Genomic DNA, 22,952 nt, shown 5'->3' with positions numbered 1-22,952 from the left:
TCAGGCTTCTAATGACACAGCGTCATTGTTCATCCAGCCGGCGCGGACGCTGCTTCCGACCGGCTGCGGTTGGTTGGTTCTGATCTTGAGCGGGCCGATGGGCGTGCCCAGGAGCAACTCCCAATAGGCACCCAGAAAATCCGAGGCCTCGATCCTGGCGTCGAATTCCACGTCGAGCCCGGACCGGATCGCCAGCGTTTCGGGGCGAACGCCGATGGCGTTGCCCTGGCCTCGCAGCGCCTCGACAACCGCCGCGGGCACAACGGCAGCCAGCGCGTCGAGCTTAATCACGTTGGCGCCGCCGAGGAACGTCGCGACGAACCCCGTGCGCGGTTTCTGGTAGATGTCGGTCGCTGTGCCAAGCTGCTCCAGCCGCCCTGCGCGCATCACACCCACGTAATCGGAGACAGACAGCGCCTCACTCTGGTCGTGCGTGACGAACAGCGTGGTGACGCCTAGCGATTTCTGTACCTCACGAATCTCCACGCGTACTTCCTCGCGCAGGTTCGCATCAAGGTTCGAGAGCGGCTCGTCGAGCAACAGGGCTCGCGGTTCGATGACGAGCGCGCGGGCGAGCGCTACGCGCTGCTGCTGGCCGCCCGAAAGCTGGCGTGGATAGCGGTCGCCCAGCCCGCCGAGGCGCACCATATTGAGGGTGCGCGTCACGCGCTCGCCAATCTCCGGTTTCGGCACACGGCGCATGCGCAGGCCGAAGCCGATATTCTCTGCCGCCGTCATATGCGGGAAGAGGGCGTAAGACTGGAAGACGAGGCCGAGGTCGCGCCGGTGCGGCGGCACGCGCACAACCTCGGTGCCGCCGATGTCGATGCTGCCCCGGGTCGGCTCGATGAACCCCGCCACCATGCGTAGCGTCGTGGTCTTGCCGCAGCCGCTTGGCCCCAGCAGGGAGAGCAGCGCGCCTTCGGGGATCGCCAGGTGCAGATCTTCCACCGCTGCCATGCCGCCGTAGTGCTTGGAGAGGCCGCGGATCGCTATATCGGCCATCAGACCATCACCTTCGAAAGTCGCACGAAGCGATTGGTTGCGAGTACCGCAGCGAGGATGATGACGACCTGCAGGACGGCGGCGGCGGCGACCGTCGGGTCCAGCCGGGACATGAGGTACTGCAGGGTGGCGATCGGCAGGGTGACCGAGCCGGGTGAAACAAGGAACAGCGACATTTCGAGGTTTCCAAAGGATGTGACAAACCCGAACAGCGCGCCCGCGACGATGGCGGGGCGCAGGGCGGGGAGAGTGACGGAGAGGAAGGCGCGCACCGGGTGGGCGCCGAGACTGATCGCAGCCTCTTCGAGGTGTTTGTCGAAGCCGCCCAGCGCCGCCGTCAACAGCCGCACGATCCAGGGGAGCGCGATGAGCGTGTGCGCGAGGGTGAGACCGATGGAATTGCCCGAGAGCCGCACGCCCGAAACCACCTCGAACTCCACGAGCACCAGGTAGATCGCTGTGCCCAGCGCGACCGAGGGGATGATGAGGGGCGAGGTAAGGAACGCCACCGTCGCCGCGCGGTGGACCGGCGCCTGCCGGGCCGCGATGATGCACGCCGGCGCCCCGATTACGAGCGCGAGGAAGGTGGCGGCAACCGCCACCTGCAGGCTGAGAAAGAAGCCATCGACAAACGGCTTCTGCGCCAACGCGTTGCCATACCACTCAATGCTATACCCGGACGGAGGGAAGGCAAGGATCGGATCGCTGAAAAAGCTCATCCAGACGATCAGCAGCAGCGGCACTAACAGCAGTGCGAATCCCGGCACTGTGGCCATGACCAGCACGGCGTTGCCGTACCTGCCTCGTCTGGTTGTCTCCAACGCTCGTCTCCAATTCTCGTCTCCGAATGTGCGGAAGCGACCCTATCTTCGCCAACATCGCCCCGTCAACGAATTTACATCTAAGTGAAATTTTTTTATTATCTTGACGGCCGACTTGGCGTACACGTTCCCCTCAATGGCTCTTCTATGGGTGCGAGGAATGAGCAACGAGCAGTCCGCGGCGCGTTATCTGGAAGTCGCCGAAGCGGACCGGGTAGCAGGGCTCGATGGAATAACTCCCCGCCGAATCTCCAAGGTCGGCGTTGTCGGTGCGGGCAGTAAGGGCTGCGGCATCGCAATGTCATGCGTGAACGCCGGGCTGCCAGTGACGATCATCGATGTGGATACCACCGTCACGGAGCGTGCGCGGGCCACCGTCGCGCGAAGCGATAAGGGTTCGGCAGGCAACCAGACCCAAGGCGTGATGACGCGACCGCGCTCTGCCTGTGCCGACATGCGCTTGACGTACAGCAACATACGCCGGGGCGTCGGCGCACTAATAGCCTTGGCCTGCTGCACACTTGCAAGCCAAGGTCAAGCTGGAGCTTCAATAGCCGCACAAAGCCAACTATGAGCCGATGTTTGCGATGCTATTATTCCCTACCAAGGCAAATGTTTGGGAAGCAGAAGACAGTCACGCCACCTGTTGCGGCCAGACCGCCGCTAAAGTCACATGAGTTGGACCGATGCGAGCGAGTATGCCTCAACAATCCCGGTGTTTTTTTGGGTGGGATGGGATGCTCAAAAAATGAAATCTTCGCTCGTGAACCCGATGCTTCCCCCAAGGCGAATGACGAGATCATCGGTTGAGCTGAATGCGGCGGAACCGTTGTTTCCGAATGCATAGATGTAATCGCCATAGGAAAAGTAACCCGCGCCGTGGCGGCCAATGAGCTGGGCGAAGACATCCAGTGCCGCCGACAGACTTGTTTGCGTAGCAGCCGCAGCTTGCGCTGCCTCAAGCACCTCTTGAGACGCAAGCGATAGGCCGAGCCCCGTCAGGTCAATTTTATCCCTGCCATGCGTGAAAAATGAGATGCCGTCTGTCGCCGTGAGTGTTGAATCGCTGAGGCTCTCATAGCGCAGCGTGGTGTGACCATATTCGAGGTAGATGGTGTCAGCTCCCCCGCCTGGTGTGATCGTATTGGCGCCTGCGCAGGACCAGATCACATCCTGGCCGCCTTGTGTGATGATGACCATATCCGCCTCACCCTCAAATCGAATGTCATTATCGCCATTCGATCCTTTGATGGTCAGGGGTGACGGCCCGGTCGTACTGTTCCACGAAGTCGCGCCGGCTCTCATAGTCATAATGGCCTGCCCGCCGTCGTCTGGGTCTTTGCGAATGAGTCGAAAAATTCTGTTGGGAGCACCGTTTCGGCACGTCAGTGGGTCTTTGTCGCTGAAGGTTCAGGCCGCGAGACTCGGAAGGACGCAAGCGGACTGGATGATGCATCCGCATATGGGACGACTAAACGGACGGAGGTCCTTCTGAAAACTGCGTGCGTTGTGTTGTCGAATTGTCTTCCGGCGGAATTGGTCCATGAAAGCCTGCTCATCACCCCGAACAGCCATCCCGAACATCCGCTTTACGTCTGTTCGTGCGCGGTCAGCATTTCGGATCTTCTCCTCCACTGCAGCAGCGGGATGGGCGCGATCATCGCCAGTCCCGTGCCGCCGGTGCCGATGCGGAAGAAGGTCGGCATCTGGGCGACTGCAAGCCGGGTCATGCGTGCGACCCCGCGAGAGCGGCGACCAGTTTCGATGTGCCGAAGTCGCGAGCGCTTCACGATCGTAACCGCTTCGCGATCAACGCATCCAGCGAGACCGCACCTGGACCGCGCAGGATGAGCAGCAGGAAGCAGGTTGCCCACACGCCGTGGGTCGGCCACGCATCCGGATAGACCAGGATCTCGATCACCATCGTCATCCCGAAGAGCGCAAGCGCCGAGAGCCGTGTCGCAAGGCCGATCACCAGCAGCACCGGGAAGAAATGTTCGGCGAAAGCAGCGAGATGCGCAGCGAGCCATGGATCGATGACGGGTAGCCGGTACTCTTCGTGAAACAGGGCAACGGCACTGTCCGTCACCTGCCAGCCTTCGACCTTGGTTTGGCCGGACTGCCAGAATACCGCGGCGGGGAAGATGCGGGCGCAGAGAAGCACCAGAGAGAGTGGAACGGCGTCGAGACGGTCGCGCATGCGCTCCAGCGTGGTGGAGAGTCTCGCTGCCGACGCGGTCGAGTTGAATGCGGTCATGGTAAGTCTCCACCAAAAACATGAATGCGGGTGGCCAGCCCATCGCCAATGAGGGTGGCAAGCGCAGCGGGCAGATCGAAATCCGGCACATCTTGTGCGACTTCGGTCGCCGCGATGCCGAGGGGCCGACCCGCACCGAGCGCTTCAAGGAACAGCGCGGCGCCGGTGGTCAGCGGACGCACGAGGACGTCGAGATCGGGACGGTTGACCAGTACTGCCTGCGGCTGCCAGTCTTCTATGGCGGCGGCGGGCTGCCAGCCGCTTGCCATGGCGAGAATGGTCCAGATCGGATGATGCGAGTGGATCACCGCGACCGCCGGGTGAAGGTCGATAAGCATCGCCTCGAAATTGGAAGGCGTCAGTTCCGAGTAGGCATCCGTGCCGAGCCGGGGCACATCCGCCGCGTGATAGGCGCGTGTGCGGGCTATCTCGATCCGGGCGACATCAGCGAGATAGGGCATCTCCTCCGCTGGCTCGAAGCCGCCGATGAAGTCGGGCAGCTCATCGCCGAAGCTCATCAGCACTGGCGAACTCGGTGGGTGCGCACGGGTGAACTCCCGCGCCATCGCGCGGAAGAACTCCTCACCCAGTAGCGAGACCAAGACAGGAAACCGCGTCTCCAGTGCGCGGATCAGCCCGACCATGACATTGTTGCGGTAGACTGCGAAGCGGCGCTCGGCCCGCCCGGCGAATTCCGGCGGTGGGCGCCGGTCCGGCGCTGTAAGCGCCGCCGCAAATGCGCTGAGCGCGGTCATGGCTCAGGCCGCTGCGTGGCGGGAAGGACGCGCCAGCACTGCGGCCGCGCGCGCCGCCTCGGCGCGGAGCACTGGCCATGCGGGCACGTCATTGTCCCACTCGATTAGGCTGGGCAGCGACCCGGTACGTGCGATCACCTCGGCGAACAGGGTCCAGACAGCATCAGCGACCGGGCTGCCATGGGCATCGATCAGCAGCGGCGCGCCGTTGTCGTCCATATCCTCGTCATGGCCGCCAAGATGGATTTCGCCGACCGCTTCCAGCGGGAAATCGGCGAGATAGGCGCGCGCATCTATGCCGTGGTTCACCGCCGAGACGAACACGTTGTTGATGTCGAGCAGCAGGCCGCAGCCGGTGCGCTCCACCAAAGCGGCGAGGAAATCCACCTCGCCGATCGTACTCTCTTCGAAGCGCACATAGGTCGAGGGGTTCTCCAGCAGCATGCGGCAACCCAGCGTGTCCTGCACTTCAGCGATATGGTCGGCGATCCGCGCCAGCGTCGCCGGCGTATAGGGCAACGGCAGCAGATCATTGAAGAATGCTTCGCCATGAGAGGACCAGGCAAGGTGCTCGGAAAAGCTCTCGGGCCGGTAGCGCTGGATCAGTGTCTTCAGCCGCGCGAGATGCGCATTGTCGAGCGGCGCTTCACCGCCGATGGACAGGCCGACACCATGGACTGACAGTGCGAAACGCTCGCGCAGCTGAGCGAGTTGCGCATGGGGCCGGCCACCCGCGCCCATATAGTTCTCGGCATGGATTTCGAGGAAGGCGATGGGCGCGGCTGGATCAGCAATGATCGCGTCGAAATGTTCGGGCTTGAAGCCGACACCGACACCGGCTGGAAGTTGCTTCATCATGGTGATCTCCTGCGTGCGGTGCGGAGGGCGCGGCAGGGCGCCCTCCGGTTCGCGGGATTGCCGTCACATGGCCTTCAGGTGGCCCATGCCTTTCGGGGTCTTGATCGTCTCGCAGGTGCCCTTGGCGACGTATTTCCAGGCCTTGGCGTCGTAATTCACCTTGGACGTACCCGCGCAGGTGGTGCCGGCGCCAGCGGCGCAATCGTTCTGGCCGGCCATCGAGACGCCATAGCACTTGTCCATGTTCGGCTGCGGGGCGACCGGGCTGGCCGACGCGGCGGCCACCATGCCGAGCGCAGCGGCGAGCGAACCGGCAAAGGTAGCGGCGGCGAGGGTGTTCTTGGTGGTCATGGAAGGATGTCCTCTGTGAGGTTGCTTTGGCGCGGGCCTGTCATTCAGGCCGGCGCTACATCCTCTTTCGGGCTCATCCGCCGTTGCGTTACAGCGGCCGGCGAATAAATATGCCGCGGCACGAATTTCGCCGGTTGCGCGGACGCGCTGTAACGATCTGCCGGCAGCCGGCGAACTTACCTTAAGGAATGTGTTGATGGATGATCGCGAGCAGCGCTGGATGCAGCTGATGCAGGCGGCGCTGGGCGGCGATCAGCCGGCCTATCAGCGGTTGCTGCGCGAGATCGCGCCCGCAATACGTTCCGTGGTGGAGCGGCGGCTCTGGCGGATGGGCGCGCCGACCGGTGAGAGCGAGGATGTGGTGCAGGAGACGCTGCTGGCGGTGCATCTGAAGCGGCATACCTGGCGGGTGGGCGATCCGCTCGGGCCGTGGCTTCGCACCATCGCGCGCAACAAGTTGATCGACCATCTGCGTCGGCGTGGGCGGCGGGTCGAAGTGCCGGTGGAGGATTTCGCCGAAATGCTCGCCGCGCCCGAGGAGCGTCCTGGCACGGAGGCCGAAGACGTTGAACGCCATCTGGCGCTGCTGCCGGACAAGCAGCGCTCGGTGATACGGTCGATCGCGGTCGATGGGGCCTCGGTCGGCGAGACCGCCGAACGCATGAAGATGGCGCCGGGGGCGGTACGCGTGACGCTGCATCGTGCCTTTGCCAGCCTCTCGGCCCGGCTGAAAGCCGACGAATGAAGGACCAGATGACGTGAAGACCGACGATCTCATACGCGGCCTTGCCGCCGATACGCGGCGTGAGCGCAGCCTGGAAAGCGGTCTGGCGCGTGCGCTCTGCATTGGACTGGCGGGAGCGGTCGCGCTGTTCGCGCTGATCCTGTCACCACGCGCAGGCATGCCGGGATTGATGATGGAGCCGCGCATCCTGCTCAAATTCATCGTCACGCTGTCGTTGGCCGCGACATCAATATGGTTGGCGTTGCGTCTCGTGCGTCCGGGCGCGGATGCGCGACCTTTGGTGTGGGCGCTAGCCATCCCGGCTGGCGCGCTGATGCTGGGGGTGGTCACGGAACTGGTCGTCACGCCTTTGCCGGGCTGGATGCCTGGCCTCTTCGGCCACAGCGCGATCTATTGCCTGTCTCTGGTGACGCTCATGGCCGCTCCGGTTCTGGTGTCGGCGCTCTATGCATTGAAGCGCGGGGCGCCGGAACATCCAATGCTGGCCGGAGCGGCTGGCGGCGCGCTGGCCGGCAGCCTCGGAGCCGCGCTCTACGCGCTGCATTGCGTCGACGATTCGCCGCTCTTCGTGCTGGTCTGGTACGGGATCGCCATCGGCTTCGTGACCGCCGCCGGCGCGCTGATCGGCCGCCGTGTGCTGTCCTGGTAGGAGCGCGCAGGTTGCGCCTAAGCAGAGCATGGCAATCCAGCGACCGAGCTAGTTGTTTAGTCCCAGCATTTGGTGGATTGGATTGAGCGCGTATCGTCTGGATGAACGCTGGTACCTTGTCATAGGGCTATGCCGCATGGTGCGCGTCGCGATCCCGCTGTTTGGGAAGGCCCTTGGTCACACCCTCGACCGGATTGCCCTCGCTGCGAAAGCCTGAGGCCTTGACCCAATCCAGGACAGTGGAGGCTGGCGCATGCCGCCCAACACGGTGAAGGTCGATCGCTCGACGAAATGGGGCAACCCCTGGACCATCGCGAAGGCGCGCGAGGTCGGATACCTGGGCACGGACGATGAACTCCGCGCCATGTGCGTCCATTGCTTCCGCGACGCCATGGTCAACGGTCTTCCCGTTGTCGTTCGCATCCGAGCTGATCTCAGCCGGTTGCGGGGTAAGAACCTCAGGTGCTGGTGTCCGCCCGACCAGCCTTGCCACGCTGACATTCTTCTCGAATTCGCGAACAGGGAGCCCGCCTGATGGCCGCATCAGTCAACAAAGTCATCCTCGTCGGCAAGGGCCGGGCCAGGTCGGGAGCGTCGGCACGACGAGGCCGACGCCCTTGCCGGAACGGGTCGGCGCAAAGCACAGCACATGCTCCGGACCATCGTGGCGCAGATAGTCGCGCTCCAGCCTGCCGAGCACTATGCCGTCCCGGCCGAGCAGCCCGGCCGCCTTCACCTCCTCGGGTGAGGCCCAGCGCGCCGAGCCGTAGGTGGCAACGTTCTTCGCCTCGCGCGCCCGGATGATCGACAGGGTGATGGCGACGGCGATGGACATGAACCCGCCCGACGCGGCGATGATCGCGCCCGCGACGAAGATCGCCGGCGCATAGGCGTCGTAGGAATACGACCACCAGAAGAAGAGCAGCGGATAGTAGACCGGCCAGCCGCCCAGTTCGAACCAGGGGCTTCCAAGTTGCTCCTGAACGGACTGTCATCTTTGATCTGAAGAGAGGAACGTCGGCGCATTTTTACCCGTTGACCTGTTTCGCGGTCTAACAGTCCTCTCTGGAATGCGCTCAAAAGACGCCTTCCACTTGATCTGACCGTCAGACCGATGATGCCGAAGTCGGCTTGTGCTTGATCAGGAAGAAGGGAGCGTCAGTCCCTCTTGCGCGATAGCGCGCTGAACGGCATCGCGAGCGAGGACGCGCGCTGCATGTGCCGACCATGCCGGGTATTCGGTCTGCATAGCGAAGCCGACAGCATTTCCCCACAAATAGAAAACGAGAAGAAACGGGTCTACGCAGGAATATCCATCGCCGACGCTCCATTGCCTGCCTGAGAGGATTTTCTCTATGTGGCGATAGGCGGCGATGATGTTTTCGCGCCCTTTGGCGATGATGTTTTCGAATTGAGTTCTGTCATCAGTGAAGCGTTCGGGGCGCCAGAGCTGCCCATAACCCACCGCATGAACCGTGCTTGAAAGCCAGTTCAGCCATTCCAAGCAACGAAAGCCATCAAGTAGTTCGGACGGTAAGAGTCCGGATTCCGGTTTCGCCTTCGCCAGATAAACCAGGATAGCCGGTGCCTCGGTGAGAATGGCATCGTCAAGTTCCAAAACGGGAACACGGCCCTTGGGGTTGACGCTTAAAAACTCTGGCTCCGACGTCTTCCCCTCAGCGACAGAAACCAGCTTCAGTTGGTATGGTAAATTCAATTCTTCCAGCACGATATGGATAGCAAGGGAACAAGCTCCTGGCGAATAGTAAAGGCCGATATAACCTCCGATTTGCTCCCCTGCGGCGTTTTCCAAGTCTGAATTAATCATGTAGGTAGGCTCCCTTGCAAGAACTGGATGTTGATCCATCAGCCTTGCACGCTAGCGCCATCCAATTTATGTTAAAGAACATATTCTGGTGGTCGGGAAGCAAAAATGCCCTATTCCAAGGAGCATACGCTCAACACAAGGCAGCGCATCCTCGACAGCGCTGTTCACCTCTTTTCCAAGCACGGGTATGAGGGCGTTACGCTGGACGACCTCATGCGGGGTGCTCAGCTCACTCGTGGCGCGTTCTACGCCCATTTCGATTCCAAACGGAAAGTGTATGTGGAGGCGATTTTTCACGCCGCCGTCCACGGTCCGGTTGCTGCTCTCAATGAAAAAACCGATGAGACGGCATTGAGGGCTATGATTCGAGGTTATCTCGACATGGCCCACGTCAAGCAGGATGGGCCTATCTGTCTGCTCGCCTTCCTAGTGACGGACGTTGCCAATCAGGAGCAAGAAATTCGAGAGGTCTACACACGGGTCTTCAAGGATATGATCAGCCGTGTAAACGACTTACAAATGACCCATGATCGGGAATCGACGTTAGCCGTAACTGCTCTAATGATTGGCGGTGTTGCGATCGCACGCGCGCTAAATGATGAGCGTCTTTCTGAGCGTGTCCTTGATGCCTGCTACAAGATAAGTGACCAACTCATCTTGGATGGCCAACCATCTGGTTAGCCGGGTGAAATTGACTTGGAACGTTAGGCCGGCGGTTGTTAGAGTTCCAGTCCCTTTTGCCGCCCCAATTGCCACGAGACCGATCCACCCTGTGCTCTGCTCCCCAGCCTTGGATCGCCGGCAGCTGGAGTTTTCCGGCTCTGATCACGCTGACGCGCTGGGTGCGCCACCGGGATTATGCATGTCGACCGGGACGTTGTATCCGATCGCGCTGTGGGGTCTGACCTCGTTGTAGTTGCCGACCGAGTCCTGGACATAGGGCGAAGGATCGGCTCGAAGCGGCTCGAGCAGGCGGCGCCCCGCTGGGCTCCGGACTCAATTGAGCCAATAGGCAACGACGGCGGCGCGATAGGTTGCGCTTGGAAAGTTGCTGGCAAGTTTGTCGTATCTGGTGGCGATGCGGCCGGGAGTCGTCTGCCGGATCCGACGCATCGCCTCGTCCGCCTGGGCTTCGTCGCGGCAGGCGACGATGACACGGGCAACCGGTTCCGGATCGCGCGGCCTCGGCGGGAACAGGCCTATTCCCTGCCTGAGGGGACTTGACCACATTTCATAACACGCATTATATAATACGCGTTATGAAATGGAGACCCCAAAAATGGCCCGCCCACGGACCTTCGACGAAGACCGTCTCTTGACCGGGGCGATGCACGTGTTCCGCCGTCGGGGCTTCGCTGCAAGTTCGGTGCGCGATCTGGAGGAGGCGACCGGCCTGACCTCCGGAAGCCTCTACAACAGCTACCGCGACAAGCGGGGCCTCTTCGAGACCGCATCCGCCCATTACAACCGGACGGTCCTCGCCCGCCGTATCGAGGAGCATGCGCCCGAGGGCGCGGGTATCGCTGGCCTTCGGCGGCTGTTCCTGTCCCTCCTGCATGAGCCGGACGGCGGCTCGTCCGGCTGCCTGATCACCAACAGCGCCGTCGAATTCGGGGGCAGGGAACAGCCTGGTTTCGTCACCGAGGGATTCGCCATTCTCCGCGCGTGTTTCGCCGACCGCCTCCGCGGCAACGACACTGACGCCGTCGCCTTGCTCGCGCTTTACCAGGGCATCCTCGTTCTGATCCGGGCCGGCTACGACAAGGCCGCGCTTGAAGCGATGATCACGCAGCATTTCGAGACATTGGAGAAACGCCATGGATGCTGAAGCGCTCTGGCCCCGCTATGCCGCCATCTGGTCGTCCGACCCGGCGCGGCGGGAGAGCGAGCTGAAAGAATGCCTCGCCGACGACGCCAGCTACTGCGATCCGAACGGTCCGCTGAAGGGCCGGGCCGCGCTGTCCGACTATATGGCCGGCTTCCAGCAGAGCGTGCCGGGCGGCCGTTTCCGGATCATCCAGGTGATCGCACACAACGGCCGGTCTCTCGCCCGATGGGCGCTCCAGAATGCGGATGGCGCCGTGCTGCAGCTCGGCGCGAGCTATGCCCATCACGATGCCGAGGGGCGCCTGAAGGAGATCAGCGGGTTCTTCCCGCTGACGTCGTCGGACCCCGCGGCGGGCGTCTCGACATGACGTCGCAGTGGGCGTTGGCGGAGGAGTACGCCGCCCGGATCGAAGGTCTCGGCCCGATTTCCGTGCACCGGTACTTCGGGGGCGCGAGCCTGCGGGCCGATGGCGTTCAGTTCGGCTTCGTCATGAAGGGCGTCCTCTATCTCAAGGCCGACGAGGCCGGTCGCGGTGCCTTCGAACGCCATGGCTGCGCGCCGTTCAGCTACGCCGGCGCCTCAGGCCAAGTGACGGTCACGGCCTATTACGAGGCACCGGGCGAGATCCTCGACGACCCGGAAGGCTTGTCCGGCTGGGCAGCGGACGCGCTCCGGGCCGCCCGCTCGGTTCCGCAACGAAAGCGCGCCGCATCATGAGACAGATCACGTTTCCCACGACCGGCCGCCCGGCGGATGTGGCCGAATGCGTCGACGTGCCGGATCCGGTTTTGACCTCTGATGACCAGATTCTGGTGCGGGTGGACGCGTTCCCGATCAATCCCGCCGACCTTCTCTTGTTTCGCGGCGTCTATCCGCGCAACCCGGCGAATGGGGACGCGCTCGGCAATGAAGCGACGGGCATCGTCGAGGCGGTTGGTGCGGCGGTGCGCGGCATTGCACCGGGTGATCGCGTCATCTCGCTCCGCACGGATAATTGGCGTGAACGGCTTCTGCTGAGAGAACACGAACTCATCCGGCTCTCCCCGGAGATCGGGCGCGAGGCGGCCGCCGTCCTGAAGGTCAACCCGGCCACGGCCTTGCTTTTGCTGGAGACCTACGCGGCCTTGTCGCCCGGAGACTGGGTCATCCAGAACGCGGCGAATTCGGCTGTCGGCCGCGCTCTGATCGCCCTTGCCGCGGCCAAGGGGCTCCGCACGGTCAATATCGTGCGCAGGCAGGGCCTCGCGGACGAGTTGCGCGCGCTCGGCGGCGATCATGTGCTCCTCGACGGCGACGATCTCGCCGGGCAGGTGGCCACGCTGACCGGTGACGCGCCAATCCGGTTGGCAGTCGATGCCGTCGGCGGGGCGTCGACGGGGAGGCTTGCCGGTTGCCTGAGTGCAGGCGGGACCCTGGTCACCTATGGCGCCATGAGCGGCGACCCAATGCGGATCGACCCCGCTCGCCTGGTGTTCGGGGATCTGCGGCTGCGTGGCTTCTGGCTGACGCGATACTTGGCCGAAACGCCACGCGCGGACATCGTCGCGCTCTATCAGCGCCTGTCCGCCCTGGCCCGGACCGGCGCCTTGGCGCCCGGGGTTTCGGCCCGGTTTCAGGTCTCCGACATCAGGGCGGCGCTTGCCCATGCCGAAGAGACCATGGGTCAGGGCAAGACGCTGGTCACGTTCGACCGGCCCTGACCACCGCACATCCCTCAAACGTCAAAGGACGCTGACGGCATGACCTCCGAGACCGTACTTCTCATCGTGACCTCGCACGACGATCTGGGCGACACCGGCAAGAAGACCGGCTTCTGGTACGAGGAACTGGCCGCGCCCTACTACGTGTTCAAGGACGCCGGGCTTGCCCCGGTCCTCGTGTCCCCCAAGGGGGGGTGCCCACCGATCGATCCCGGCAGCGAGAGCCCGAATGTCCGGAGCCCGAGTGTCGAGCGTTTCGCTGCCGACAGCGAGGCGCGCGCGGCGCTCGAGCGGACCATCAGGGCCGAAGACGCGCCGGCCGATTACGCCGCCGTGTTCCTCGTCGGCGGCCATGGAACGATGTGGGATTTTCCGGACTGGCCGGGCCTTTCGCAGCTTCTCGGCCGCGCCCATGCGGACGACAAGCCAATCGGAGCGGTGTGCCATGGTGTGGCGGGATTGCTCAGCCTGCGCACCGACGGCGGCCATCCTCTGGTCCGCGGCATGCGACTGACCGGTTTCACCAATGACGAGGAGGCCGCGGTCGGACTGACCGCGGTCGTCCCGTTCCTGCTGCAAGACCAGCTTGGCGCGGCGGGCGGGCATTTTGTCGTCGGTGCGGCCTTCGGCGAGCATGTCGTGACCGATGGCCGGCTGGTGACCGGCCAGAATCCGGCCTCTTCGAAGAGCGCCGCCGAGAAGGTTCTGTCTCTTCTCGGGCGGAGTTGATCGTCCGGGTCGAGAGGGTGCCAAGGAGGCAGCGCTGCGCTTTTGCGCTCTTGGCCTCTACTAGAGCATTTTCGCGTTTCTCCGAATCGCGAAAATGCTCCATGTCTTTATTTTAGCGCATTTTCTTCACGCGAACCGGTGTCCACTTCGCTCGAAAATGCTCTAGCTGTCGATCGAACTCGACCCCAATCCTCGGCCCGCGGACAAGCTTCACTTTGACGATTTGCGCGGTGTCGTCTTGCATCGACCAGTCGACACCACCGATGTTGATCGTCCCGAAGCAAAACAGTTGGGAAGCCTTGGCCCGCTCATCGGTGAGGAGCATGACGGCCAGTACGATCTCGTGATTGGCAATCCTCCTTGGGCCAGCGCGACCGGACTGGAAGACTGGAGTCTCCTGCTTGCCGTGAGCAGTCGCAAAGAACGTCCGCCCTCCCGGACAATCTCGACGTTAACGCCACAGGACGCCGGGACCAGGTGCGCAATTTGCCCTTTTGAACGCGCGATCACACGACCGGGCGCACCTTGCCCTCGAACACCGTGCCCCACACAGGGATGTCCTTGATCTTTGCTGCGTCGACGGTCAGCGGGTTGTCCTCGAGGATACTGAAATTGGCGAGCTTGCCGGTGACGATGCTGCCCATATCGTTTTCGAGGCGCAGCGAGTGGGCGGCACTCAGCGTCACGCCCTTGAGCGCGCCAAGCCGGGTTGCCCGCTGGTCGGGCGCCGCCACCCTGCCGGACACGGTGGTGCGGTTCACCGCGCAATGCATCAGGAACAGGGGCTGGCCGGGAGCCATGGGCATGTCGGAATGAAGCGAATAGGAAATGCCCGCCCGCTCGATGTCTCCGAGACGGACCATGTTGTCGGCCCGCTCCGGTCCGAGTCCGTCCTTTGAATATGCGTCGGCCAGCGCCCGCACGTAATAGGGATTGGCGCTGATGATCACGCCGAGCCGCCTCATGCGCTCAACCTGATCCTTTTGCGAGACGGCAAGGTGAATGGCGACCGTGCGGTGATCGTAGCGCGGGTGCCGGCGCATATTGGTCTCGACATTGTCGAGCACGGTGTCGAGCCCCGCGTCGCCGTTGACATGGACGTGGATCTGGTACCCCGCGTCCCAATAGACCTTGAAGGCCCGCGCAAAGAACTCCGGCTCCATGATCCACTCACCGTTGCCGCCGCCGCTATAAGGTTCACGAACCCGCATCGCTAGCGAATAGATGGCGCCATCCGCAAACAGCTTGATGGCGCCGGGCATCATGGCCGTCATGCCTTCGCCCCACCCAAGCACCTTCTCGGTCTCGCTGATGGTCGTGTCGGGGAAGGCTGCGTTGATCGATTTGCCGTCTGGAATGAAATAGAAGCGGAAAGGGCTGTCGGCGCGCGACAGGACCGCATTCTGGGCGTCTTGAAGCTGTTTCGAGAAAAGCCCGCCGGGCTCGCAACCCAAGGTCACGCCATTGGCGTGATAGTAGCGCACGACGAATTCGAGGCCGCGCCGAAGCCGATCCGGTGTGGCGATGGCCGGAAGCAGCTTCGGGATGACGCCGAACATGCCGCCTTCCCAGAAATGACCCTCCGCGAGATCGCACTGCTTCTGGGCTGCGGCCGGCAGGTCGGCGACGAAGGCCGCGTCGATGCCATAGGCCCGCAGTGCCTTGCTATTGACGATGAATTCGTGCGCCGACCGATGCCAGACGATGATGGGCCGGGTGCTGCTGATCTGGTCGAGGTCCGAGCGCGTCAGGGGGCCGTGAAAGACGGGGTGATAGCCCCAGGTCACCAGCAGTTCCACTGGGTTCGCGAGCTTGGCGTTGGCGGCAGCGAGCCTCGCGCGATATTCGCTGGGGCTGTTGGCGGCTGGCACAACCCCAGACGGCAGAACCCAATCCTCGATGGCGATGATCTCCGACACCATCGTGAGTCCCGTCAAGAGTGGATGATCGTGCTGGGCGATCAAGCCGGGCGTGATCACCTTGTCTGCGAAGGTATCGTCGATCACATAGGGCTGGCCGCCTGCAACGGACTGTAATTCGTCGACGGATCCGACCGCCAGGATGCGGTCGCCCAAAACCGCAACACCTGTCGTCGACGGCTTGTCGGGATCGAGCGTGATGATCTCCCGAGCGCGAAAGATCGTGACCCGTGGCAGGCTTGGCTGGTCGAACCGGTTGGCCAGATCCTGAAGGGAGGCTTCCTCAGCCTGTGCCGCAGCGGAGGTGGCCGTCTCGCAGATAAAGGCGGAGGCTGTCGCCGCAGCGGCGGATCGCAGGATCTGGCGGCGCGAAGGAAAGGCGTAGTTCCGGAAGGCATCGGCAAAGGCCGGGTTGCACATGACGCACATGGCTTTTTCCTACCCTTTCAGGCCTGCCTGCCCGGCAAATCGTCGTAAGCCGAAGCAGGATGACTCTGTCCGCCCACAATGGTGAATGACTGTGAGCAGGCGCGGCACAGGGCACATTAGCGTAGCATCTCAAGGCGCTATCCGCCTGATGGAAGACGGTGACTAAACTGGGAAATAAACGTGCCCTGCGCTTGTGGGATGATAGCGCTGCGGCAGCTTTTGCCTTTGATCCAAGTCATCAGCGCAACCCGCAGGAGTGGAGCGACGACGAGAGGGCGGAGGTGGAGGGCGCGGTCATCGCTGCCGCTGCGCTTTATGCCACGTTGCAGCCGCTCTCCATGTCAGAGCTTCGTGATCGACTGATGCCCTGCAATCGACCAGGCGCATCGCTCGATATGGCCGCATGGCGGGAACGGGCATAGCCCGTTCCCCGATCCGGAGATTGTCCGGCGGGCCGACCTCTTCGAACATGACGGCTTTCATCGTCGCGTTTATGACGCGGCCGCCTCACACGCTTCGAAATGATCGGTGAAGTCGACACCGCGACCGATCCAGACATCATCATAACCCCGCACATGGTCCAGGAACTGGTCCAGGATGCGAATACGCATCGGCCGGCCGGTCACCTGCGGGTGCATGACCATGGTCGTGACGCCGCCCCATTCGCGCGTCTGGTCGAATTCGTCCTTCCAGATGGCGAGAACCTCCTCGCGACCGAACATCGCGCGCGGGCTGGTGCGATGCGTCAGGCCGTAACTCCAGTCGTCAAAGCTATAATTGACGGGGATTTCAACTGGACCCTTGCCTGAGGCCAGTTCGTGGCGATAGGGGCGAATGTCGTCGCGAAAGGAACTGGAATATCGAATGCCGCGCGACTTCAGAAGCTCCATCTGCTCATCAGACGTCTCGCCCCAGGGTGCGCGATAACCGGCAGGCGTGATCCCGAGAACGCGTTGCATCGTCTCGATTGCCCGATCCATTTCGTCAACCAGCGTCGCCTCGTCGGCCGTATCCGGCCGCAGGTGAAGATAACCGTGATGGGCAATCTCGTGACCATCCTTCAGGATCGCCTCGCAGGTCCGGGGATGGGCGTCGATCGCCCAGCCGGTGACGAAAAAAGTCGCCTTGACCTCATGCCTGCGCAGCACTTCGAGGATTTTCGGAATGCCGACACGTGCTTCGTAACCGCCATAGGAGCGGGTGATCAGGCGACGGGCGTTCTGCGGGTCGGCGCCGAGCCAGACGGATTCGGCATCGACGTCGAAAGCGGGAAACAGGGCGCAGGTCTTTGCCTCCGGCCAGGGAAATTCGGGGGCCGGACCGGCAGTATTGGCGGGCTTGGGGCTGAGATCTCTCATGAATAAAACCTTTTCTGCAGATATTTTCGACGATCAGCCAAGGTCGAGAAACTTATCGAGTCCCAGGAGCCGTTCGATCAGGAAGACGACGAAGACGCTGAAGAGGATGAGGAGTGTTGCCATCGCCGCAACGGTCGGATCGTCGATGTCGCGGATATAACTGTAGGATTCGACCGGAAGCGTCGTGAAGGTAATGTTCGACAGGAAAGCCGCGATGGCAAAATTGTCCATTGCCTCGACGAAGGCGAATGTTCCACCGGCAACGAGGCCGGGTGCCAGCTGTGGGAGCGTGATCCGCATGAAGGCGCTGAAGGGTGAGGCGCCCAGATTGCGGGCGGCGTTCTCCAAATCCGGGTCCAGACCGGAGAGATTGGCAATCAGCGGCCGCATGGTGAGCGGCAGGGCGAGGGCGATCATCGCAACCGTCAGCGGCCAAAAGCCTGGACCGATGCCGGTCTGCGACACAAACCCGAGAGCAGCCGTGCCGACGATAACACCCGGCACCACGAGGGGGGCCGAAATCAGCGTCAGCAGCAGCTCACGTCCGACGAACCGGTGTCGGACTGCCATGACCGCAGTGGGTATGGCCAGGAGCAGCGATGCAACCGTGGTGATTGCGGCGATCTGTAAGGAAGCGGCCGTCGCCGCCATGAAGCGGTCGTTCTCAAAGAAGCTGACGAACCATTTCAGGGTGAAGCCCTGGCTGCTGATCACGGCATAGGCATTTGGGCTGAAGGAATAGAGGATGATGAACGGTAAAGGGAGGACGATGAAAGCGAGCGTCGCCATTCCCACGCACATGAAGATCGGGCCTGCGCCGCGCGAGCTTGTCATGCCGGGTCTCCTGCAAAGCGGCGACCGACCAGGCGGCGGAGGAGGCCGGTGACGACGAGGATGACAATCACGAGAATAAAGAACAGGAAGGCAAGCGCGGCCGCTTCCGGAATATTGTAGCTCGCCTGGATCCGCTCGTAGATCGCGGTCGCCAGAACCTGGACCCGGCCTCCGCCCAGCATCTGGGGGAAGAGAAAGGCCCCGAGCGACATGGCAAAGCACAGGGATGTCGACACGGCGAGACCGGGGATCGAAAGCGGCAGCGTTACATGGAGGAAGGTGCGCATCGGCGATGCGCCCAGATTGCGCGATGCGTCCTCAAGCGTCGCTGGGATCGTCTTCAGCGCGCCGAACAGCGTCATCACGAAAAAAGGAAGGACGAAGTTAAGAACCGAGACGACGACGGCGAATTCGTTGTTCAAGAGTTTCAGTGTCGGGAGGCCGAACGCTTCCAAGCCACGATTGATGATGCCGCGGTTGCCGAGGATGATGAGCCAGGCATAGGCCCGCGTCACGCCGCCCGACAGAAAGGTGCCGACGAGGCAGAAGAGAACGAAACGGCGAAGGCTTGCCGAGGGGGATCGGGCGAGGACCCGCGCCAGCGGATAGCCTGCGACGATGCACAGCACCGTGATGATGAACGACAGGCGCATGGTCGTGGCAACGGCGCGCCAAGCGCCGCTCGACGCCAGCAGTCTTTCGTAGTTGGCAAGACTTGGCGGCCCGGAGAAGACCGCGGCCCCGGGCTTCATGCTGAGCAGGCTGATCTCCGCGAAGGAAAACATGACGACGCCAAAGAGGCAGACCAGCAAGAGCGCCGGAAGGGACAGCAGGAAGGCCTGGCGGGTCATCGCCTCACGCCTCCAGAATGCTGCAGCGGTTGGCTGCAAAGCGCGCCGAAACCTTGTCGCCGACGCTATAGGGCGCAGTCTCGCGGCGGACTTCCGCGACCACCAGCCGGGTGCCGTCGTCAAGCTCGACCTCGTAGCGCATGCTGGCGCCGAGCATCTGGACGAATGTCACGGTGGCGGGAATTGCCCCATGCGAGACGCCGGGCGACAGCGAAATTGCTTCGGAGCGGACGGCAAGCGTGACTGCACCCTTGCGAGCCGCAAGGCCGGGATCGACGATGCCTTCGATGGCGACGCCGGCAAGGATGACGACGCCTTCAGCCCCTCGCTCAGCCGGCAGGAGATTCTCCACGCCGGTAAAATTGGCGACATAGCAGGTGCATGGATGATCGTAGATGTCGCGCGCGGTGCCGATCTGCTCCACCTTGCCGTCATGCATGACGGCGATCCGGTCGGACAGCACGATTGCCTCACGCTGATCATGCGTCACCATGACTGTTGTTAGTCCGAGCCGCTGCTGGAGCTTGCGCAGTTCGGACTGCATTTCCTCGCGCAGGTTCTGGTCGAGCGCGCCGAGAGGTTCATCCAGAAGCAGCATACGCGGCTCGGTCACGACGGCGCGCGCCAGCGCAACGCGCTGGCGCTGGCCACCCGAAAGTTGGCTTGGCATACGCTCGGCCAACGCCTCAATGCGCACGAGCCGCAGTACGTCGTCGATCCGCCTGACGGCCTCCGGCTTGGCGACCTTCATCATCTTCAGGCCGAAGCCGATATTGTCGCGCACACTCATATGAGGAAAGAGCGCGTAGTGCTGGAACATCATGGCGGTGCGGCGGCGCTCCGGCGCGACCGTCAGGATCGACTGCCCATCGAGCGCGATATCACCCCTGTCGGGCGTGACAAAGCCCGCAATCGACTGCAGGAGGGTCGTCTTGCCGCAGCCGGATGGTCCGAGAAGAGCGAGAACCTCGCCCTTCTCGACGGTCAGAGAAATGTCGTCAACGGCCACTACACCGCCAGCGTATGTCTTTCTGATGCCGTCGATATCCAGACGGCAGGAAGCGTAGCCAGCCATTGCTCGTCCTTACTTGGCGACTGCGGCGTTGAACTCTTCCGTCCAGGCGCCCAGTTTCTCGTTGATCTTCGCTTCGTCGAACTTGACGGCGTTTTCAGGCGTCGGCAGCACGGCGACCAGCGCCTCGGCGGGCTTCACGTTCTTGTTGACCGGCGCCAGATTGTAGACGTCGGTCATGAACTTCTGCCATTCGTCCGACATCGATGCGTTGATGAAGGCGGCAGCCCCGTCCGGATTGCCGTTGTTGACCATCATCATGCCTTCGAAGATCAGCGGAGTTGGCTTGGGCGAAGTCATGGCAGCCGGAATACCATCGTCCTTCAGCGCCTTGACGGCCGAGGGCGAACCGATCATCGCCGAGATCTCGCCGCTTGCCAAAGCCTTGCGGGCATTGGAATCCGACGAGTGGAACATGGCGATGTCGTCCTTGTGCTTGGCAAGGAACTCGATGCCGGGCTTGACATTGTCTTCCGAGCCACCGTTCAGCAGCGCGGTGATCAGGATGGTGCGGCCCGGATAGACGGTCGGCGCCGGCAGGGCGACCTTGTTTTTCATTGCGGGCTTGAACAGGTCGGACCAGGCGGTGATCTTGCCGCCGGGCACCAAATCGGGGCGATAGACGATGCCAGTCGGGAAGTACCAGAAGGCGACGAATTTGTCGTTAACCGCACCCGGCATCACGTTTGCCAGGTTGGGGATCTTGTCCTTCGGCAGCGGCAGGAAGAGATCTTTGTCGGTTGCCGCGCGCATCGCGATCGCCTCGCCGGTGAACCAGACGTCGACGCCCGGATTGGCGCGGGAGGCCTGAAGCTTGGCAAGACCCTCGGCGGAGCTGTTCTCGATCACCGGCACGATTTCATAGCCGGTCTGCTCCTTGAACTTGGGCGCGAGCGGCTTGATAACCTTTTCCCATGTCGAACCGAATGTCAGGACACGCACGACCTTGTCGGCGGCTGATGCCATCGACGGAACGGCCATGATCGAGGCTGCGGCGATGAGTGTTGCGCCGGCCTTGAGAAGATTGCGTCTTGCGAGTTTCATTTGTGTTCCCTTCATGGTGTTTGTTTGGGTCTTATCGAGATGCCGCCGCCGGCGGCGGCTTCCCCATATGGGTTGAGATTGGTTTGACCATGGACGAAGCGCCCGCCCGCCATCACGGCGGCGATCCGGTCGTCCTCATCGAGAAAAAGAAGATCCGCATCCGCGCCGGCAGCGATCACGCCCTTGCGTCCGCTCAGGCCAAGCACGCGCGCCGGATTGACGGTCGTCGGCAGAAGCGCCATGTCCCAGCTCAATCGGCCTTCGTGGACAAGCCGGCGCACATCGCGGAACAGGATGGAGGGCGCCACGGCGCACATGCCGCCCGCGCCGTCTGGCACGGCGACGCCGCTGTCGCCCGACAGCGTGATATTCTCGATGGCCACGCCCGCATCGAGCGCCCGTTTTACGGCCGCGACCGGATCGAGGCCGACCGGCAGGTTGTCGAGCGGCCCGAGGCAGCAGGTGAAGTCGATGGTGCCGCCTGCCTTGGCGAGGCGAATGCCATGCTCGAACAAGGGTGTGACGGCGGGCGATCGGTTGATGTGGGTCGGCACGGCCATCGAAGCGGGAAAGTCAAGCTTTTCCATAAGCTCGAACAACGGCTCGAGACCGGTTTTCAGGCGACCGACATGCAGGTGGAGGAGGCTTGCCTTGCCGCTGTTCGCTTTGGCCTGCAACAACTCACCGGCCAGTGCCGCAAGAGCGGGGAAATCGAGATTAGGGAAGATGCGTTCGGCAATGGCGCTCTTGGCCCCAATGACCTTGTCGATCAATACGATGTCCGAACGGATGCTGCTCGTCAGAAACGGCGCGGGCAGCTGCATCGACCCCGTGTAGATGAAGGTTGTCAGTCCGAGACGGTCGAGCTCGTTGGCCTTGCGGAGCAACTGGTTGAGGTTCTTCGCCTCCACTTCGCTGCCAAGCAGGCCAACGGCGGTGGTGATGCCTGCGGAAGCGATGTCCGTAAACGACAGTTCGGGCATCCGCGCCAATGGCCCGTCCCCATCGCCGCCGCCGATGAAATGCATGTGCTGGTCGATCAGGCCGGGCATGACCCTGCCCGGAGCATCGATATCCCGGGCGCCCAGCGCCTGTGCGGCCGTTGCGAGATCCGGCCCGATTGCCAGTATCCTGCCGCCGCCGACGAGCAGCTCCTGCGCGCCGAGATTGGCGGGCGCATAAAGCGCTGGTGTGCATATGCGGCAGAAGACGGGTTCAGCCACGGTGCGCATACCTCTGCTGCATGACTTGCCCCAGCACAATGGCGAAAGCGGCTTGTGTTGGGTCAATGACCGGCAGGCCAACTGCCTGTTCCAGCGGTGCAACGTAGCGGGCAAGGCCGGCACCTGCGAAAAGCAGGGACTCCGCACCGTTCTCATCGCGTAACGATTGTCCGGCTTCAATCAGCCGTGCTGTCACCAGCGCCGGGTCTTGCAGCTGGCCGTAATCCAGCCCCAGCCCGCGATGGCCCGCGACGCGCTGGCCGACCCCGATATGGCGGGCCAGCCGCATGCTCTTTGCGCCCTTGCCGGCGGCAACGCCGATGGTGCCGATCGTCTCGCCCATGGAAAGCGCGGCGAAAAAGCCTGCTTCGCCGATGCCGGCCACCGGCTTGCTCGTCAATCCACGGGCGGCGAACACGCCGGGATCTGAAAAACAGGCCACGACAAAACCGGCTGTTTCCGCATTCTTTGCTTCCCGCTCGATGAAGCGAAGAATTGCCGGTGCGGCATCGTCGCTATCGCGGGCGGTGCTGATGCCGTGGGGCCCGTCCTCCAGCGTCACGCAGTTCACGCGCGGCAGGCCTTCGCCCGTTGCCCAGGCAAGGCTGAGAGCGATGTCTTCGGTAATGCCGGTATCCGTGCGGCTCGAAGCGTTGATGACATGAATGACGCCATTCATCGAAACACTCTCCTCAT

Annotated in this window: 29 protein-coding genes and 1 pseudogene; 10 read left to right on the top strand and 20 right to left on the bottom strand. The window is 62.7% G+C overall.

The genetic code is table 11. The features are described from left to right. Positions 1–1,005 carry an ABC transporter ATP-binding protein gene (locus tag C7450_RS14595; protein WP_110375204.1) on the bottom strand — a complete coding sequence of 335 codons (1,005 nt, stop codon included), beginning with the start codon at positions 1,003–1,005 and terminating at the stop codon, positions 1–3. Further along, a complete protein-coding gene (locus C7450_RS14590; protein ID WP_146227341.1) occupies positions 1,005–1,826 on the bottom strand; it encodes an ABC transporter permease in 822 nt (273 codons plus the stop codon). Before C7450_RS14590 ends, C7450_RS14595 begins: the two co-directional genes overlap by 1 nt. A gap of 160 nt (positions 1,827–1,986) precedes the next feature. On the opposite strand from C7450_RS14590, the gene C7450_RS14585 reads away from it, so the two are divergent. Continuing rightward, positions 1,987–2,400, top strand: coding sequence for a 3-hydroxyacyl-CoA dehydrogenase NAD-binding domain-containing protein (locus C7450_RS14585; RefSeq protein WP_210206451.1), 414 nt, complete (start codon positions 1,987–1,989; stop codon positions 2,398–2,400). A 167-nt stretch (positions 2,401–2,567) separates the two neighbouring features. Here C7450_RS14585 and C7450_RS14580 read toward each other — a convergent pair whose 3' ends face one another. From C7450_RS14580 to C7450_RS14560, 6 genes are all read right to left on the bottom strand, one after another. After that, entirely contained in the window at positions 2,568–3,026 is a 459-nt protein-coding gene (locus C7450_RS14580) for a M10 family metallopeptidase C-terminal domain-containing protein (protein WP_170147251.1), read from the bottom strand. A 389-nt stretch (positions 3,027–3,415) separates the two neighbouring features. Continuing rightward, positions 3,416–3,556 (bottom strand): hypothetical protein, encoded by a 141-nt coding sequence (locus tag C7450_RS33970; RefSeq protein WP_170147250.1) that lies wholly within the window; start codon positions 3,554–3,556, stop codon positions 3,416–3,418. A gap of 56 nt (positions 3,557–3,612) precedes the next feature. After that, complete coding sequence (locus C7450_RS14575) at positions 3,613–4,026, bottom strand: DoxX family protein (protein WP_245449816.1); 414 nt, start codon at positions 4,024–4,026, stop codon at positions 3,613–3,615. A 53-nt stretch (positions 4,027–4,079) separates the two neighbouring features. Beyond that, positions 4,080–4,838 carry an HvfC/BufC N-terminal domain-containing protein gene (locus tag C7450_RS14570; protein WP_110375200.1) on the bottom strand — a complete coding sequence of 253 codons (759 nt, stop codon included), beginning with the start codon at positions 4,836–4,838 and terminating at the stop codon, positions 4,080–4,082. 3 nt (positions 4,839–4,841) lie between these two features. Continuing rightward, positions 4,842–5,696, bottom strand: coding sequence for an MNIO family bufferin maturase (gene bufB / locus C7450_RS14565; protein ID WP_425351211.1), 855 nt, complete (start codon positions 5,694–5,696; stop codon positions 4,842–4,844). 63 nt (positions 5,697–5,759) lie between these two features. Continuing rightward, a complete protein-coding gene (locus C7450_RS14560; protein WP_110375199.1) occupies positions 5,760–6,047 on the bottom strand; it encodes a BufA1 family periplasmic bufferin-type metallophore in 288 nt (95 codons plus the stop codon). Between the two features lie 196 nt (positions 6,048–6,243). Here C7450_RS14560 and C7450_RS14555 point away from each other — a divergent pair, with 196 nt between their 5' ends. The 3 genes from C7450_RS14555 to C7450_RS14540 all read left to right on the top strand — a co-directional run bounded on the left by C7450_RS14555 (position 6,244) and on the right by C7450_RS14540 (position 7,976). Further along, positions 6,244–6,792, top strand: a complete 549-nt coding sequence (locus tag C7450_RS14555; protein WP_110375198.1) for a sigma-70 family RNA polymerase sigma factor — start codon at positions 6,244–6,246, stop codon at positions 6,790–6,792. 13 nt (positions 6,793–6,805) lie between these two features. Then, positions 6,806–7,441, top strand: a complete 636-nt coding sequence (locus tag C7450_RS14550; protein WP_110375197.1) for an NrsF family protein — start codon at positions 6,806–6,808, stop codon at positions 7,439–7,441. Positions 7,442–7,694: 253 nt separating this feature from the next. Next, a complete protein-coding gene (locus C7450_RS14540; RefSeq protein ID WP_110375196.1) occupies positions 7,695–7,976 on the top strand; it encodes a DUF4326 domain-containing protein in 282 nt (93 codons plus the stop codon). A gap of 39 nt (positions 7,977–8,015) precedes the next feature. Here the strand turns inward: C7450_RS14540 and C7450_RS14535 are convergent. Both C7450_RS14535 and C7450_RS14530 read right to left on the bottom strand, forming a co-directional pair. Next, positions 8,016–8,423 (bottom strand): annotated as a pseudogene (locus tag C7450_RS14535) (type IV secretory system conjugative DNA transfer family protein); the annotation flags it as partial. A gap of 159 nt (positions 8,424–8,582) precedes the next feature. Continuing rightward, positions 8,583–9,269 (bottom strand): glutathione S-transferase family protein, encoded by a 687-nt coding sequence (locus tag C7450_RS14530; RefSeq protein ID WP_110375195.1) that lies wholly within the window; start codon positions 9,267–9,269, stop codon positions 8,583–8,585. A gap of 105 nt (positions 9,270–9,374) precedes the next feature. Between C7450_RS14530 and C7450_RS14525 the strand changes: the two genes are divergently transcribed. Beyond that, positions 9,375–9,950, top strand: coding sequence for a TetR/AcrR family transcriptional regulator (locus C7450_RS14525; protein WP_110375194.1), 576 nt, complete (start codon positions 9,375–9,377; stop codon positions 9,948–9,950). A 315-nt stretch (positions 9,951–10,265) separates the two neighbouring features. Here C7450_RS14525 and C7450_RS35115 read toward each other — a convergent pair whose 3' ends face one another. Beyond that, complete coding sequence (locus tag C7450_RS35115; RefSeq protein ID WP_425351210.1) at positions 10,266–10,499, bottom strand: hypothetical protein; 234 nt, start codon at positions 10,497–10,499, stop codon at positions 10,266–10,268. Between the two features lie 49 nt (positions 10,500–10,548). On the opposite strand from C7450_RS35115, the gene C7450_RS14515 reads away from it, so the two are divergent. The 5 genes from C7450_RS14515 to C7450_RS14495 are packed head-to-tail and all read left to right on the top strand — an operon-like array spanning position 10,549 to position 13,526. Further along, complete coding sequence (locus tag C7450_RS14515) at positions 10,549–11,097, top strand: TetR/AcrR family transcriptional regulator (protein WP_110375193.1); 549 nt, start codon at positions 10,549–10,551, stop codon at positions 11,095–11,097. Beyond that, positions 11,087–11,464, top strand: coding sequence for a nuclear transport factor 2 family protein (locus C7450_RS14510; RefSeq protein WP_110375192.1), 378 nt, complete (start codon positions 11,087–11,089; stop codon positions 11,462–11,464). Before C7450_RS14515 ends, C7450_RS14510 begins: the two co-directional genes overlap by 11 nt. Continuing rightward, positions 11,461–11,814: a TfoX/Sxy family protein gene (locus C7450_RS14505; protein WP_110375191.1), complete on the top strand. Its 354-nt coding sequence runs from the start codon at positions 11,461–11,463 to the stop codon at positions 11,812–11,814. Before C7450_RS14510 ends, C7450_RS14505 begins: the two co-directional genes overlap by 4 nt. Then, positions 11,811–12,797: an MDR family NADPH-dependent oxidoreductase gene (locus tag C7450_RS14500; protein WP_110375190.1), complete on the top strand. Its 987-nt coding sequence runs from the start codon at positions 11,811–11,813 to the stop codon at positions 12,795–12,797. Before C7450_RS14505 ends, C7450_RS14500 begins: the two co-directional genes overlap by 4 nt. 39 nt (positions 12,798–12,836) lie before the next feature. After that, on the top strand, positions 12,837–13,526 hold the full coding sequence (locus C7450_RS14495) for a type 1 glutamine amidotransferase domain-containing protein (RefSeq protein WP_110375189.1): 690 nt from the start codon (positions 12,837–12,839) through the stop codon (positions 13,524–13,526). 112 nt (positions 13,527–13,638) lie between these two features. Here C7450_RS14495 and C7450_RS33965 read toward each other — a convergent pair whose 3' ends face one another. From C7450_RS33965 to C7450_RS14450, 9 genes are all read right to left on the bottom strand, one after another. Continuing rightward, complete coding sequence (locus C7450_RS33965; protein ID WP_170147249.1) at positions 13,639–13,851, bottom strand: hypothetical protein; 213 nt, start codon at positions 13,849–13,851, stop codon at positions 13,639–13,641. Positions 13,852–14,032: 181 nt separating this feature from the next. Next, a complete protein-coding gene (locus tag C7450_RS14485) occupies positions 14,033–15,874 on the bottom strand; it encodes an amidohydrolase (RefSeq protein WP_110375188.1) in 1,842 nt (613 codons plus the stop codon). A 491-nt stretch (positions 15,875–16,365) separates the two neighbouring features. Beyond that, positions 16,366–17,232 carry a polysaccharide deacetylase family protein gene (locus C7450_RS14480; protein ID WP_110375187.1) on the bottom strand — a complete coding sequence of 289 codons (867 nt, stop codon included), beginning with the start codon at positions 17,230–17,232 and terminating at the stop codon, positions 16,366–16,368. A 33-nt stretch (positions 17,233–17,265) separates the two neighbouring features. Next, complete coding sequence (locus C7450_RS14475; protein ID WP_110375186.1) at positions 17,266–18,066, bottom strand: ABC transporter permease; 801 nt, start codon at positions 18,064–18,066, stop codon at positions 17,266–17,268. Further along, entirely contained in the window at positions 18,063–18,917 is an 855-nt protein-coding gene (locus C7450_RS14470) for an ABC transporter permease (RefSeq protein WP_110375185.1), read from the bottom strand. Before C7450_RS14470 ends, C7450_RS14475 begins: the two co-directional genes overlap by 4 nt. A 4-nt stretch (positions 18,918–18,921) precedes the next feature. Then, on the bottom strand, positions 18,922–19,992 hold the full coding sequence (locus C7450_RS14465) for an ABC transporter ATP-binding protein (protein ID WP_110375184.1): 1,071 nt from the start codon (positions 19,990–19,992) through the stop codon (positions 18,922–18,924). A gap of 9 nt (positions 19,993–20,001) precedes the next feature. After that, on the bottom strand, positions 20,002–21,033 hold the full coding sequence (locus C7450_RS14460) for an ABC transporter substrate-binding protein (protein ID WP_110375183.1): 1,032 nt from the start codon (positions 21,031–21,033) through the stop codon (positions 20,002–20,004). Between the two features lie 11 nt (positions 21,034–21,044). Beyond that, entirely contained in the window at positions 21,045–22,256 is a 1,212-nt protein-coding gene (locus tag C7450_RS14455; RefSeq protein ID WP_210206450.1) for an amidohydrolase family protein, read from the bottom strand. Further along, entirely contained in the window at positions 22,249–22,935 is a 687-nt protein-coding gene (locus C7450_RS14450) for an aspartate/glutamate racemase family protein (RefSeq protein WP_110375181.1), read from the bottom strand. Before C7450_RS14450 ends, C7450_RS14455 begins: the two co-directional genes overlap by 8 nt. Positions 22,936–22,952 lie beyond the last annotated feature (17 nt).

Source organism: Chelatococcus asaccharovorans (assembly GCF_003201475.1).
Lineage (GTDB): Bacteria > Pseudomonadota > Alphaproteobacteria > Rhizobiales > Beijerinckiaceae > Chelatococcus > Chelatococcus asaccharovorans.
This window is presented reverse-complemented; position numbering and strand designations above follow the sequence as displayed.

What these genes read in the sequence shown, in the direction of transcription:
- C7450_RS14595 (WP_110375204.1), bottom strand. Translation starts at nt 1,005, where the DNA reads ATGGCCGATATAGCGATCCGCGGCCTCTCCAAGCACTACGGCGGCATG.
- C7450_RS14585 (WP_210206451.1), top strand. Translation starts at nt 1,987, where the DNA reads ATGAGCAACGAGCAGTCCGCGGCGCGTTATCTGGAAGTCGCCGAAGCG.
- C7450_RS14580 (WP_170147251.1), bottom strand. Translation starts at nt 3,026, where the DNA reads ATGGTCATCATCACACAAGGCGGCCAGGATGTGATCTGGTCCTGCGCA.
- C7450_RS33970 (WP_170147250.1), bottom strand. Translation starts at nt 3,556, where the DNA reads ATGACCCGGCTTGCAGTCGCCCAGATGCCGACCTTCTTCCGCATCGGC.
- C7450_RS14575 (WP_245449816.1), bottom strand. Translation starts at nt 4,026, where the DNA reads ATGCGCGACCGTCTCGACGCCGTTCCACTCTCTCTGGTGCTTCTCTGC.
- C7450_RS14570 (WP_110375200.1), bottom strand. Translation starts at nt 4,838, where the DNA reads ATGACCGCGCTCAGCGCATTTGCGGCGGCGCTTACAGCGCCGGACCGG.
- bufB (WP_425351211.1), bottom strand. Translation starts at nt 5,696, where the DNA reads ATGATGAAGCAACTTCCAGCCGGTGTCGGTGTCGGCTTCAAGCCCGAA.
- C7450_RS14560 (WP_110375199.1), bottom strand. Translation starts at nt 6,047, where the DNA reads ATGACCACCAAGAACACCCTCGCCGCCGCTACCTTTGCCGGTTCGCTC.
- C7450_RS14555 (WP_110375198.1), top strand. Translation starts at nt 6,244, where the DNA reads ATGGATGATCGCGAGCAGCGCTGGATGCAGCTGATGCAGGCGGCGCTG.
- C7450_RS14540 (WP_110375196.1), top strand. Translation starts at nt 7,695, where the DNA reads ATGCCGCCCAACACGGTGAAGGTCGATCGCTCGACGAAATGGGGCAAC.
- C7450_RS14530 (WP_110375195.1), bottom strand. Translation starts at nt 9,269, where the DNA reads ATGATTAATTCAGACTTGGAAAACGCCGCAGGGGAGCAAATCGGAGGT.
- C7450_RS14525 (WP_110375194.1), top strand. Translation starts at nt 9,375, where the DNA reads ATGCCCTATTCCAAGGAGCATACGCTCAACACAAGGCAGCGCATCCTC.
- C7450_RS35115 (WP_425351210.1), bottom strand. Translation starts at nt 10,499, where the DNA reads ATGTGGTCAAGTCCCCTCAGGCAGGGAATAGGCCTGTTCCCGCCGAGG.
- C7450_RS14515 (WP_110375193.1), top strand. Translation starts at nt 10,549, where the DNA reads ATGGCCCGCCCACGGACCTTCGACGAAGACCGTCTCTTGACCGGGGCG.
- C7450_RS14510 (WP_110375192.1), top strand. Translation starts at nt 11,087, where the DNA reads ATGGATGCTGAAGCGCTCTGGCCCCGCTATGCCGCCATCTGGTCGTCC.
- C7450_RS14505 (WP_110375191.1), top strand. Translation starts at nt 11,461, where the DNA reads ATGACGTCGCAGTGGGCGTTGGCGGAGGAGTACGCCGCCCGGATCGAA.
- C7450_RS14500 (WP_110375190.1), top strand. Translation starts at nt 11,811, where the DNA reads ATGAGACAGATCACGTTTCCCACGACCGGCCGCCCGGCGGATGTGGCC.
- C7450_RS14495 (WP_110375189.1), top strand. Translation starts at nt 12,837, where the DNA reads ATGACCTCCGAGACCGTACTTCTCATCGTGACCTCGCACGACGATCTG.
- C7450_RS33965 (WP_170147249.1), bottom strand. Translation starts at nt 13,851, where the DNA reads ATGCTCCTCACCGATGAGCGGGCCAAGGCTTCCCAACTGTTTTGCTTC.
- C7450_RS14485 (WP_110375188.1), bottom strand. Translation starts at nt 15,874, where the DNA reads ATGTGCGTCATGTGCAACCCGGCCTTTGCCGATGCCTTCCGGAACTAC.
- C7450_RS14480 (WP_110375187.1), bottom strand. Translation starts at nt 17,232, where the DNA reads ATGAGAGATCTCAGCCCCAAGCCCGCCAATACTGCCGGTCCGGCCCCC.
- C7450_RS14475 (WP_110375186.1), bottom strand. Translation starts at nt 18,066, where the DNA reads ATGACAAGCTCGCGCGGCGCAGGCCCGATCTTCATGTGCGTGGGAATG.
- C7450_RS14470 (WP_110375185.1), bottom strand. Translation starts at nt 18,917, where the DNA reads ATGACCCGCCAGGCCTTCCTGCTGTCCCTTCCGGCGCTCTTGCTGGTC.
- C7450_RS14465 (WP_110375184.1), bottom strand. Translation starts at nt 19,992, where the DNA reads ATGGCTGGCTACGCTTCCTGCCGTCTGGATATCGACGGCATCAGAAAG.
- C7450_RS14460 (WP_110375183.1), bottom strand. Translation starts at nt 21,033, where the DNA reads ATGAAACTCGCAAGACGCAATCTTCTCAAGGCCGGCGCAACACTCATC.
- C7450_RS14450 (WP_110375181.1), bottom strand. Translation starts at nt 22,935, where the DNA reads ATGAATGGCGTCATTCATGTCATCAACGCTTCGAGCCGCACGGATACC.